The sequence below is a fragment of the Streptomyces sp. NPDC032472 genome (genome assembly GCF_040636955.1).
Taxonomy (GTDB): Bacteria; Actinomycetota; Actinomycetes; order Streptomycetales; family Streptomycetaceae; genus Streptomyces.
In genome coordinates, this window is the sequence record NZ_JBEZVK010000008.1 from 120,409 (window position 1) to 132,639 (window position 12,231).

Below are 12,231 nucleotides of genomic sequence, written 5' to 3' on the forward strand. Positions count from 1 at the left end.
CGACACGCGAAGGGGTGCGACGGTTGTACGCATCAGCGGCCCATGCGCCCGCGGACCATGCCCACCATGGCGTTGAGCTCCTCGATGCGCATCCGCTTGGCGGCGAGCAGGAACACCACGGCCAGGGCGGCGCCGCCGACGGTCAGCGCGAGGGCGGAGCCGAGGACTCCGCTGCCCAGCCACTGCATGACGGCGTAGGCCGCGCCCCCGCCCACCGCGGCGGCGGGGATGCAGGCGCCGGTGAGGCGGGTGTAGGTGCGGCGCACGTGGGCGCCGTCGAGGTCGCCGCCGAGCCGCTTGCGCAGGCGCTTCCACGCGACGCCGACGCCCACGGTGTAGCCGAGGCCGTAGGCGGCGGCCATGCCGACGACGGCCCATCGGGCGGGGAGCACGAAGAACGCGGCAGTGGAGACGGCGGCGTTGACGGCGGCGACGATGACGGTGTTGTAGAAGGGCGTGCGGGTGTCCTCGTACGCGTAGAAGCCGCGCAGCACGACGTACTGGACGGAGTACGGGATGAGTCCGAGGCCGAAGGCCATCAGCACGTAGCCGATGTTCTGGGCGCCTGCGCCGGAGCCGGCGTAGAGCAGGGTGGACATCGGGACGCCGAGGGCGAGGAACGCGAAGGCGCAGGGCACGATCGCGACGGCCGAGGTGCGCAGCCCGTAGGAGATGTCGTCGCGGACGGCGGCGGCGTCCCCGTCGTGGGCGGAGCGGGAAATCCTGGGCAGGACGGCCGTCATGACGGAGACGGTGATGATGGCCTGCGGCATCTGCCAGAGCAGCAGCGCGTAGTTGTAGGCGGTGATGCCGGTGCCCGGGTGGCCCTGCTTCTCGGCGACCGAGCCGGACCAGGTGGCGAGCTGGGTCACCACGACGAGGCCGATCTGGTTGGCGAGGACGAAGAAGAACGTCCACTTGGCCAGGCGGGCCGCCTTGCCCAGACCGTGGCCCTTCCAGTCGAAGCGCAGGCGCGGGGAGAAGCCGGCGTCGCGCAGGTAGGGCAGCATCGCCAGGGCCTGCACGGTGAGGCCGAGGAGGGTGCCGAGGCCGAGCAGGCGCACGCCCTCCGCGGTGACCGTGGTGGCGCTGACACCGGAGGTGGTGAAGCCGCCGAAGGCCCAGATGAAGGCGCCGAACGTGGCGATGACGACGATGTTGTTGAGGACCGGGGTCCACATCATCGCGCCGAAGCGGCCGCGGGCGTTGAGGATCTGACCGAGCACCACGTGCACGCCCATGAAGAACATGGTGGGCAGGCAGTAGCGGGCGAAGGCGACCGCGACGTCCATCTGGTGCGGGTCGGAGGCGATCTTCGGCGACATCATGGTGATGAACACCGGCGCGGCCAGGACGCAGATCGTGGTGATGGCGGCCAGCAGGACGACGACGAGCGTCAGCAGGCGGTTGGCGTAGGCCTCGCCGCCGTCGTCGTCGTTCTTCATGGCGCGCACCAGCTGCGGGATGAAGACCGCGTTGAGCGCGCCGCCGCCGACCAGCACGTAGATCATCGTGGGCAGCGTGTTGGCGATCTGGTACGTGTCGTTGAACGTGCCGACGCCGATCGCGGCCGCGATGACCAGGGTCCGCAGGAAGCCGGTGATGCGCGAGACGATCGTGCCCGCGGCCATCAGGGCGCTGGACTTCAGCAGGCCTGCGGCGCGGCCGGCGGGCTTGCTCGGGGCCGGGGCCGCGACGGGCGCGTCCTCGGCGGGCGCACCGGGCACCGCCTGCTGGTCCTTGTACAGGTGTGCGAAGGCGTCGGTCTCGGGCTCCTCCTCCGCCGCGCTGGTGACGAGGGAGTCCACGCCCACGAACTCGGTGGTGGTGGCGCGGTCGCCGTACCGCAGGTGGCGCGAGGGCCCGTCCGGCTCGGGCGGCGGGGTCTGCGCCCACACCCGCGGGTCGGGGCCGTGCGCCGGGGCCTGCGGGGCCGCGTACAGCGGGCCGGGCTCCCGGAAGGTGCCGGGCGGCGGCGGGGGGTGCGAGGCGCGGTCGTAGAGCACCTCGGCCACGGGGTCCTGCGCCGAGAGGTCCTGCGACCGGTACGGATCGCGGTCGTAGGCGTCCTGGACGTACGGGTCGCGGTCGGGCGCGGGGGCGGGTACGCCTGCCTGCCCGGGCAGCGCGGTGCCCGGGTCCGCGCCCGGGGAGGGCGCGGGCGCGCCAGTGCCCTGCGCACGGTCACCGTCGTACGGCGCGTTCATCGAAACCCCACCTCATCGTCCCCAGGCCGGCCGGCCACGGCATCGCTCAACGGTCCACTGTCTCACCCGCGCCGGACGGCCCGGTGCTTTGCACTCCGGTGTCCGGGGTCCCGTCACTCGGCTGCGTGCTCTCCTCGGCTGCAGCCCGGGCCGCGACGCGCTTGCGGCTGGCGTACATCTTGATGCCTGCCAGGACCAGGAGCAGCACGCCGCCGGCGATGACGAGCATCACGGTCGGGGTGATCTCGGTGGCCTCCACCGTGAACCTGCGCTCCTTGCCGTAGGGCACGCCGTTCTCGGTGAAGAGCTGGGCGGTGACCTCGACGGGACCGCTCGCCGTGGCGTTGGCGGTGAACTTCACCGTCTGGCTGTGCCCGCCCTGCACGGTGACTTCCTGCTCGGCCTCGCCGCTGTCGCCGAAGACCAGGCGGGTCGGATTGGCGGACTTCACCCGCAGGACGAGGTTGTGGACGTCCTGGACGAGGCTGTTCTGGACGCTGACCGGGATCGTCGCGCTGTGCCCGGACAGGGTGGCGTCGGACTTGGGGACGACCTTGACCTTCTCGGTGAGGCCGATCAGGTACTCCTGCACCTGGTCGCGGTAGAGCGCGGCCTCCTGGGGGCGGCCCCGCCAGGACGTGGACATCTCGCGGTTGGTGGTGTTGCCGAACGGGATCTCGACGCGGTCGGGTGCGCTCAGGATGACCTTGAAGTGGTCGAGCGTGTTCTGCGTGGTGCGGATCTTCTCGAAGGCGGCGACGGGCAGCTCGGTCTTGCGCAGGGCCTCGGGGTACTGGCCCGCACCCGGCACCTGGGTGTTGACCCCCGGGTCGGGCTTGGCGGCCGCCGCGGCGTCGAGGTCCGCGGGCTGGGTCCAGCGGCCCGCCTGCAGCGCCCGCACGGCCTCGGCCATGGACTGCGCCTGGGTGGCGGTCGGCGTGCGCTGCGGGGTCACCACGAAGCTGCGCTGGCTGTCGGTCTTCTGCAGGTTCAGGGCGAGGCTGTGGGCGAGGAAGCGCTGCACGGCCAGCGTGGAGTTCGCGGCGCTCAGCATGTCGCCCTCGAAGGCGGTGGACAGGTCGGCGTCGGCCACGACGGCGGTGGCGCCCGCGCCGATGGGGCGGGCCGCCGACGGGGTGTAGCCGAGGGCGCCGGTCTCCTGGAGGCTGTCGCTGCGGGCGAGCACGTTGTGGGCGCCGGCCGAGGTGGCGACGTTCACGATGGATGGGTCGATGGCCCCGTCCACGGGCCAGGAGAAGTCGGTGGACGGCGTGACGTGCAGCACGGTCTCCACGGCCTGCTTCGCCTTGTCCGTGGCCGGCCGCAGCTGGCCCAGGGTGCCGGAGACGTCCTTGCCCTGGTGGGCGAGGGAGGCGATGTCGGGGTCCGCGAACGGCAGCGCGACGACCTTCTTGCCCTGGACGGCGGCCTCGAGCGAGCTCAGCCACTGCTCGGCGACGGCCTTGTTCCTGCCCTGAACGATCTTTCCGTCCGGGGTGCGGTACCGGTAGCCCTTGGTCATGGCGTCGACCGTGTACAGCAGGTCGGGGTCGATGACCCAGGTGATCGGCAGCTCCTTGCCCAGGGAGACCATCCGCTCCAGGCGGCCGCCGGTCCGCAGCTCGTCGGCGAGCGAGTCGTCCAGGAAGACCGGGGTCTGCACCTCGTCCGAGCCTGTCTCGGCGGTCAGGTGGGTGGTGGAGATCAGCGGCCACAGGTAGGTGAGCTGGGAGCGCTTGGCGGCCGCCTCCGGCTGCCAGGGCAGGAAGGTCCGCTTGATGCCGAGGACCTGCTCGTACGGCCGGCTGTCGGTCTCGCCGGACAGGGAGACGCCCAGCTGGTAGACCCCGTCCTTGTCCAGCTCCAGCTTGTTCACCGGAATCGAGAGCGTGAACGTCTGGCTCACCTTCGAGGGCAGCGAGGCGATCTTGACCGAGTAGGTCTGGTCGATCTCGCCCGGATCCGTGCCCGCCCGGAAGCCGGCGCGCTCCGCCGCCTCGTCGATCGAAGCCCGGTCCCCCAGCGCCGGGCCGACCCGCAGGCCCACGTGCGCGCCCGTGATCGTCTCGCGGCCGGTGTTGACCACCGTTCCGGAGATGGTGAGCGTGTCGGTCTTCACCGGCGCGGCGGGGGCCACGCTGGTGAGCTGGACGTCCACGGTTCCGGCCTCGGCGGCCTGCGCCGCGGGGGCGGGAAGGCAGACCAGGGCGGCGAGCACGGGTGTCCCGGCCAGCAGGGCGGCGGCTGCGCGGCTCAGCCGGCGGCGCCGGGCAGGTTGGGGGTGGGCCCCCTGGTTGACTGCCGCCTCGGCCACGCGCTAGCCCGTCCCTCGAAGTGTCAGTGGTCGTCGTATGTGCGTCCACGCATGGTAACGAGCCCCGCTGTGCGCGAGTGCCGCGCCTTGCCCCACAAGATCGGGACCGCCCCCCCCGGTCCTCGCCTGCCGGGGTGGGCACAAACGGGGAAGCCCGCACCGGGCGGGGCACGTACCCTTTTCTGTTGTGCCGAACGCCAACGAAGACAACCCCAGTGCCCTGAGTCAGGTGCAGCACCGCGCGGTCAGTGAACTGCTGCGGGTCGCCCCTGTCGCCGACGAGCTCGGCCGCCGGTTCCAGGAGGCGGGCTTCCGCCTCGCCCTGGTCGGCGGGTCCGTACGCGACGCGCTGCTCGGCCGTCTCGGCAACGACCTCGACTTCACCACCGACGCCCGCCCCGAGGACGTCCTGAAGATCATCCGGCCGTGGGCGGACTCGGTCTGGGACGTCGGCATCGCCTTCGGCACGGTCGGCGCGCAGAAGGCCGGCTTCCAGATCGAGGTCACCACCTACCGCTCGGAGTCCTACGACCGGACCTCCCGCAAGCCGGAGGTCTCCTACGGCGACTCGATCGAGGAGGACCTCGTCCGCCGCGACTTCACCGTGAACGCGATGGCTGTCGCGCTGCCGGAGAAGGAGTTCGTGGACCCCCACGGCGGTCTGGAGGACCTCCAGGCGCGCGTGCTGCGCACCCCGGGCACCCCGCAGGACTCGTTCTCCGACGACCCCCTGCGGATGCTGCGCGCGGCCCGCTTCGCCGCCCAGCTCGGCTTCGAGGTCGCCCCCGAGGTGGTGGCGGCGATGAAGGCGATGGCCGACCGGATCGAGATCGTCTCGGCCGAGCGGATCCAGGGTGAGCTGAACAAGCTCCTGCTGTCCGCGCACCCCCGCACGGGGCTCGGCCTGCTCGTGGACACCGGGCTGGCCGACCACGTGCTGCCCGAGCTGCCCGCGCTGCGGCTGGAGAGCGACGAGCACCACCGGCACAAGGACGTCTACGAGCACTCGCTGATCGTGCTGGAGCAGGCGATCGCCCTGGAGGAGGACGGCCCCGACCTGGTCCTGCGGCTCGCGGCCCTGCTCCACGACATCGGCAAGCCGCGCACCCGCCGGTTCGAGAGCGACGGCCGGGTCTCCTTCCACCACCACGAGGTGGTGGGCGCGAAGATGACCAAGAAGCGCATGACCGCGCTGAAGTACTCCAACGACATGGTCAAGGACGTCTCCCGGCTGGTGGAGCTGCACCTGCGCTTCCACGGCTACGGGGACGGCGAGTGGACCGACTCCGCGGTGCGGCGCTACGTGCGCGACGCGGGGCCACTGCTCGAGCGCCTGCACAAGTTGACGCGGTCGGACTGCACCACCCGCAACAAGCGCAAGGCCAACGCGCTCTCCCGCACGTACGACAGCCTGGAGGAGCGCATCGCGCAGCTCCAGGAGCAGGAGGAGCTGGATGCGATCCGGCCCGACCTGAACGGCAACGAGATCATGCAGGAGCTGGGCGTCGGCCCCGGCCCGGTGATCGGCAAGGCCTACGCGTTCCTGCTGGACCTGCGGCTGGAGAACGGCCCGATGGAGCGCGATGCGGCCGTCGCGGCCCTCAAGGAGTGGTGGGCCGCGCAGTCCTGACCCGCGAGCACGCGCGTCGGTGTTTCACGTGAAACGTGCAACACCGACGGCGGGCCCTCACGCCCGGGGAGATGTTTCACGTGGAACATCGCCCCGCCGCAGCATGTAGGCGGCGGTGAGCGCGTAGAGGACGGAGACGCCGACGACCAGCGCTGCCGACTGCCCGTCGACGGGAAGCATGAGCGCGGCCACACCGGCGGCACCGACGAACGCGATGTTGAAGAGCACGTCGTAGACGGAGAAGACGCGGCCGCGGAAGTCGTCGTCCACGCGGGACTGGAGCACGGTGTCCGTGGCGATCTTGGCGCCCTGGGTGGCGAGGCCGAGGACGAAGGCCGCGACGAGCATGGGGCCCGGCAGGAAGAACAGGCCGAGCGCGGGCACCAGGACGGCGGCCGAGGCCGAGCAGACGGTGATCCAGCCGTGCGTGCCGAGCCTCCCCGCCAGCCCGGGCGTGACCACGGCGGCCGCGAAGAATCCGGCGCCCGAGACGGCCACGGCGACCCCCAGCAGGGCCAGGCCCTCGGACTCGGTGTCCGACCAGGAGTAGCGGCAGAGCATCAGCAGCGTCACGGTGAGGGCCCCGTAGCAGAACCGCATCAGGGTCATGGCGGTGAGCGCCTGCGCCGCCTCGCGCCGCCCGGCCAGATGCCTCAGCCCCTCGGCCATGCCCCGGACGGTGAGCGCGGCTCCCTCGGCGACCGACGGGTGGAGCACGCCGGGCGGATGGTCGGGCCCCAGCAGTCCGGCGGCCAGGCGCAGCGAGACCAGGGCCGCGGCCAGGTAGAGGGCGGCACCGAGCAGGACGACCAGGGCGTTGGAGCCGGAGGCCAGCAGGCGCAGCAGGAAGGCCATGCCACCGCCGGCGACGGCCGCGAGGGTGCCGGCGGTGGGGGAGAGCGCGTTGGCGGTGACCAGCTGGGCGGGGGCGACGACCCGGGGCAGGGAGGCGGCGAGCCCGGCCAGGACGAAGCGGTTGACGGCGGTCACGGACAGGGCCGAGGCGTAGAACAGCCAGTCCGGGACGTGCGCGATGATCAGGATCGCGGTGGTGCAGGCGAGGAAGGCCCGCAGCAGGTTGCCGAAGAGGAGGACCTGGCGGCGGCGCCACCGGTCGAGGAGCACCCCGGCGAAGGGGCCGATCGCCGAGTAGGGCAGCAGCAGGACCGCCATGGCGGACGCGATGGCCGCGGGGGAGGTCTGCTTCTCGGGGGAGAACACCACGTAGGTGGCGAGCGCCACCTGGTAGACGCCGTCGGCGGCCTGGGAGAGCAGCCGTACGGCGAGCAGGTTGCGGAAGTCCCTCAGGCGCAGGAGTACGCGCAGATCACGTACGACAGGCATGAGGGCAAGGGTCACACACGCGGAGGGTCCCCGGGCACATTGCCCGGGGACCCTCCGCGGAAGAACAGTCGAAGACCAGGTGTCGGGGACTCCCGGTGCCTCGCGCTGCGGCGTGGGTCAGCGCTCGACCTCGCCGCGGATGAACTTCTCGACGTTCTCCAGCGCCTCGTCGTCGAAGTACTGGACCGGCGGGGACTTCATGAAGTAGCTGGACGCCGACAGGATCGGGCCGCCGATGCCGCGGTCCTTGGCGATCTTCGCGGCGCGCAGGGCGTCGATGATGACACCGGCGGAGTTCGGGGAGTCCCAGACCTCGAGCTTGTACTCCAGGTTCAGCGGGACGTCGCCGAAGGCGCGGCCCTCGAGACGGACGTACGCCCACTTGCGGTCGTCGAGCCACGCGACGTAGTCGGACGGGCCGATGTGGACGTTCTTCTCACCGAGCTCGCGGTCGGGGATCTGCGAGGTGACGGCCTGCGTCTTGGAGATCTTCTTCGACTCCAGGCGGTCGCGCTCCAGCATGTTCTTGAAGTCCATGTTGCCGCCCACGTTGAGCTGCATGGTGCGCTCGAGACGGACACCGCGGTCCTCGAACAGCTTCGCCATCACGCGGTGGGTGATGGTGGCGCCGACCTGCGACTTGATGTCGTCGCCGACGATCGGGACACCGGCCTCGGTGAACTTGTCGGCCCACTCCTTGGTGCCGGCGATGAAGACCGGGAGGGCGTTGACGAAGGCGACCTTGGCGTCGATGGCGCACTGGGCGTAGAACTTCGCCGCGTCCTCGGAGCCGACGGGCAGGTAGCAGACCAGAACGTCGACCTCGCGGTCCTTGAGGACCTGGACCACGTCGACGGGCGCCTCGGAGGACTCCTCGATCGTCATGCGGTAGTACTTGCCCAGGCCGTCCAGGGTGTGGCCGCGCTGCACGGTCACGCCCGTGGTGGGGACGTCGCAGATCTTGATGGTGTTGTTCTCGCTGGCGCCGATGGCGTCCGAGAGGTCGAGGCCGACCTTCTTCGCGTCGACGTCGAACGCGGCGACGAACTCGACGTCACCGACGTGGTAGTCGCCGAACTGGACGTGCATCAGTCCGGGGACCTTGGCCGCCGGGTCGGCGTCCTTGTAGTACTCGACGCCCTGCACCAGCGAGGCGGCGCAGTTGCCCACGCCGACGATGGCTACGCGAACCGAACCCATTCCGGTTGCTCCCTGTTTGTTCTCGGACGAGGCCTGCGCGGTGCAGGCCTCACTTTGCAGTTTCGTCGGGTGGGCCGGGTCGTTTCCGATCCCGCCCCGCCCGCTCACTCTCGATGAGCTCGTTCAGCCAGCGCACCTCGCGCTCCACGGACTCCATTCCGTGTCGCTGGAGCTCGAGCGTGTAGTCGTCGAGGCGCTCGCGCGTCCGGGCGAGGGAGGCGCGCATCTTCTCCAGCCGCTCCTCGAGCCGGCTGCGGCGGCCCTCCAGGACGCGCATGCGCACGTCCCGCTCGGTCTGACCGAAGAAGGCGAAGCGGGCGGCGAAGGACTCGTCCTCCCAGGCGTCGGGGCCCGTGTGGGACAGGAGCTCCTCGAAGTGCTCCTTGCCGGCGGCCGTCAACCGGTAGACGATCTTGGCCCGGCGCCCTGCGAGTGAAGTGGTGTGAGCGTCCTCCGGGCCGTTGTCCGGTTCTTCGATCAACCAGCCGTTGGCGACCAACGTCTTGAGGCAGGGATAGAGCGTCCCGTAGCTGAACGCCCGGAAGACCCCCAGCGAGGTGTTGAGCCGTTTGCGGAGCTCGTAGCCGTGCATGGGGGCCTCGCGGAGCAGGCCGAGTACGGCGAACTCGAGGATGCCCGAACGTCTGCTCATTCGCCTGCCTCCCCTCGCCCCTGAGTTTTATGCCGAGCTGATGTATCGGCTCGATACATCCAGACGATAGAACGGGCTGTCTCCGGCGACAAGTCGTGATCTGGTGACCGGCATCACATCACCGATTCGCACGAGGCGACTTGCCTGATTTGGGGTGAACTTTGGCACTGTTCAGGTTTTGAGCGTGCGTAGTCTGTGCGCCAGGACACCGGGGGAACCGGAACTCAACAGCCGCTTCCAGGCCAGTCGCCTGCCCGAGGAGTAGTCGTTCGATGAGCGAGCACCGCCGCAAACCGCCGCAGCCCGAGGGCGGCGGACGTGCCGCGGCCCGCAGGGCCGCCCCACAGCGCCCCGGACGGGGCGCCGGGCCCGCACGTGACGTACCCGTCGCGTCGCACAGCGGGCCGTACGCAGACCCGCGCGGCCACGGCAGCCGCGCCGACGCCCGCCGGGCCACCCAGCGCGGAAGCGGAAGCCGCGGACGCGGCGGAGGGCGCCAGGACAAGCGCCTGATCAACTACCCCCGCTCCGACAAGGACGGCTGGCAGCGCTTCGTGCCGTCCTGGAAGCTGGTGGGCGGTACGGCCCTCGGGTTCGTCGCCCTCATCACGGCCGGCGCCGGCATCGGCATCGCCGCCGTGAACACACCGAACCCGAACCTGGCGGCCCGGGCCCAGAACAACGTCTTCTACTGGGACGACGGCAGCCAGATGGTCGCCACCGGCGGCTCGATGAACCGCCAGATCGTCGGCATCGACAAGATCCCCAAGTCGATGCAGAACGCCGTGATCGCCGCGGAGAACGAGTCCTTCGAGACCGACAAGGGCGTCGACCCGATGGGCATCCTGCGGGCCGTGTGGAACATGGCCAAGGGCGGATCCACGCAGGGCGGCTCCACGATCACCCAGCAGTACGTGAAGAACACGTACCTGGACTCCGACCAGACGCTGAAGCGCAAGGTCACCGAGCTCTTCATCTCGATAAAGCTCGGCGTGTCCGAGGAGAAGGACACGATCCTCGCCGGCTACCTGAACACCGCCTACTACGGGCGCGACGCCTACGGCATCCAGGCCGCCGCCCGCGCCTACTTCGGCAAGGACTGCTCGGACCTCACCCCCTCGGAGAGCGCCTTCCTCGCCTCCGTGCTCAAGGGCCCGAACCTCTACAACCCTGACGGCGGCATCGGCCCCACGGCCACCCCCGAGCAGAACACCCAGCGCGCCCACGCCCGCTGGGCCTGGGTCCTGGACCGCGAGGTCGCCGTCGGCCGCATGCAGAAGTCCGAGCGCGACCAGTTCAAGGAGTTCCCCAAGCTCGTCGACTCCGAGCAGGCCCGCAGCCTCTCCGGGCAGACCGGCTACCTCGTCGAGACGGCCAAGCAGTACGTCATGAAGGTCGCGAAGATCGGCCCGGAGCAGATGGCCCGGGGCGGCTACCAGATCAGGACCACCTTCCAGAAGCCCAAGGTGGACGCCCTGGTCAAGGCGGTCGAGGACACCCGCAACGATTTCCTCGACGAGAAGGCCCGGCCCGAGTACGACACCTTCGTACAGTTCGGCGCCGCCTCCGTGGACGTGAAGACCGGCGCGATCGTGGCCCTGTACGGCGGCCCCGGCATGGACAAGAAGTACTTCAGCAACAACGCCAACACCATCGGCGTCCCGGTCGGCTCGACCTGGAAGCCGTACGTGCTGGCGGCCGCGATGGAGTACGGCACCCAGAACTCGGGCGGCCGGGGCATCTCGCCCGAGAGCAAGTACCAGGCCAACGACCTCACGGTGATCAACAACCGCGACGGCAAGCCGCTGCGGGACGCCTCCGGCCAGCCGTTCCGGCAGAAGAACGAGAGCGAGTACCCCTACGGCTTCGTCACCCTCAACGAGGCGATGGAGAAGTCCATCAACGTGCCGTTCGCGCAGCTCGTCTTCGACGTGGGCCACAGCAAGGTCCGCGAGGTGGCCAAGTCCACGGGCATCCTCGAGGACTCGATGAACCCGAACAACGACGCCTCGTTCGCCCTGGGCACCTCCACGCCGAGCGCCATCCGCATGGCCGACTCCTACGCCACCTTCGCCGCCTCCGGCACGCACCACGAGCCGTTCTCCGTGCGCAAGGTCGAGAAGGACGGCAAGGAGCTGCCCGGCTTCGAGCCGCCCAAGGAGGAGCGCGCGATGGACGACTCCATCGCCGACAACGTCACCAAGGTGCTGCGCAACGTCGTCGAGAACGGCACCGGCACCAAGGCCAAGAAGCTCGGTCGGCCGGCCGCCGGCAAGACCGGTACGACCGACGAGAACAAGTCCGCCTGGTTCGTCGGCTACACGCCGCAGCTGTCGACCTCGGTCACGCTGTTCCGTACCGACCCCAATTCCAAGGACAAGAAGCTGATCTCCATGAACGGCGTGGGCGGCATCGACTCCATCCACGGTGGTGACATCCCGGCGGCGATCTGGACCGCCTACATGAAGGAAGCCCTCAAGGACGCCCCCGTGAAGGACTTCCCCGAGGCGGACAAGCTCGGTGTCATCGCGGACGGTCCCGGCGCCCCCTCCCCGAGCCCGTCGGTGTCCGTCTCGCCGTCCCTGTCGGCCTCCCCGTCCCCGTCGATGTCCACCTCCCCGTCCCCGACGCCCACCAAGGGCGGCGGCAAGCCCTGCAAGCCGTGGCAGCTGGACTGCTTCTCCAGCAGCGGCGGAACGACCGGCGGCAGCGGTGGCGCCACCGGCTCGCCGTCCCCGACACCCACCCCCAGACCCGGACGCGCCGGAGGCGTCACCAGCTGGGGCACCACCACGGGCACATCCGGCTGATCCACCCCGCCGGAGGAGGGCCGTCGCACACGGTGCGGCGGCCCTCCCGCACGTCCGGCGCCGTACGGCAGGAT

Annotated in this window: 7 protein-coding genes; 2 read left to right on the forward strand and 5 right to left on the reverse strand. The window is 70.4% G+C overall.

Features of this window, described 5'->3' with window-relative positions; all coding sequences use genetic code 11:
- Window positions 1-32: 32 nt before the first annotated feature.
- On the reverse strand, window positions 33-2,207 hold the full coding sequence (murJ, locus tag AB0F11_RS07525) for a murein biosynthesis integral membrane protein MurJ (RefSeq protein ID WP_362169407.1): 2,175 nt from the start codon (window positions 2,205-2,207) through the stop codon (window positions 33-35).
- Between the two features lie 46 nt (window positions 2,208-2,253).
- Complete coding sequence (locus AB0F11_RS07530; RefSeq protein ID WP_362169409.1) at window positions 2,254-4,521, reverse strand: DUF6049 family protein; 2,268 nt, start codon at window positions 4,519-4,521, stop codon at window positions 2,254-2,256.
- A 187-nt stretch (window positions 4,522-4,708) separates the two neighbouring features.
- Between AB0F11_RS07530 and AB0F11_RS07535 the strand changes: the two genes are divergently transcribed.
- Window positions 4,709-6,151: a CCA tRNA nucleotidyltransferase gene (locus AB0F11_RS07535; protein WP_362169411.1), complete on the forward strand. Its 1,443-nt coding sequence runs from the start codon at window positions 4,709-4,711 to the stop codon at window positions 6,149-6,151.
- 57 nt (window positions 6,152-6,208) lie between these two features.
- On the opposite strand, the gene AB0F11_RS07540 is transcribed toward AB0F11_RS07535, so the two are convergent.
- The 3 genes from AB0F11_RS07540 to AB0F11_RS07550 all read right to left on the reverse strand — a co-directional run bounded on the left by AB0F11_RS07540 (window position 6,209) and on the right by AB0F11_RS07550 (window position 9,347).
- Complete coding sequence (locus AB0F11_RS07540) at window positions 6,209-7,495, reverse strand: MFS transporter (protein WP_362169413.1); 1,287 nt, start codon at window positions 7,493-7,495, stop codon at window positions 6,209-6,211.
- A 117-nt stretch (window positions 7,496-7,612) separates the two neighbouring features.
- Window positions 7,613-8,695 (reverse strand): inositol-3-phosphate synthase, encoded by a 1,083-nt coding sequence (locus tag AB0F11_RS07545; protein WP_361903831.1) that lies wholly within the window; start codon window positions 8,693-8,695, stop codon window positions 7,613-7,615.
- A gap of 49 nt (window positions 8,696-8,744) precedes the next feature.
- On the reverse strand, window positions 8,745-9,347 hold the full coding sequence (locus tag AB0F11_RS07550) for a helix-turn-helix transcriptional regulator (protein ID WP_362169415.1): 603 nt from the start codon (window positions 9,345-9,347) through the stop codon (window positions 8,745-8,747).
- Between the two features lie 272 nt (window positions 9,348-9,619).
- On the opposite strand from AB0F11_RS07550, the gene AB0F11_RS07555 reads away from it, so the two are divergent.
- The gene (locus AB0F11_RS07555) at window positions 9,620-12,157 is read left to right on the forward strand and encodes a transglycosylase domain-containing protein (protein ID WP_362169417.1); all 2,538 of its coding nucleotides are present in this window, start codon (window positions 9,620-9,622) and stop codon (window positions 12,155-12,157) included.
- Window positions 12,158-12,231: the final 74 nt, after the last annotated feature.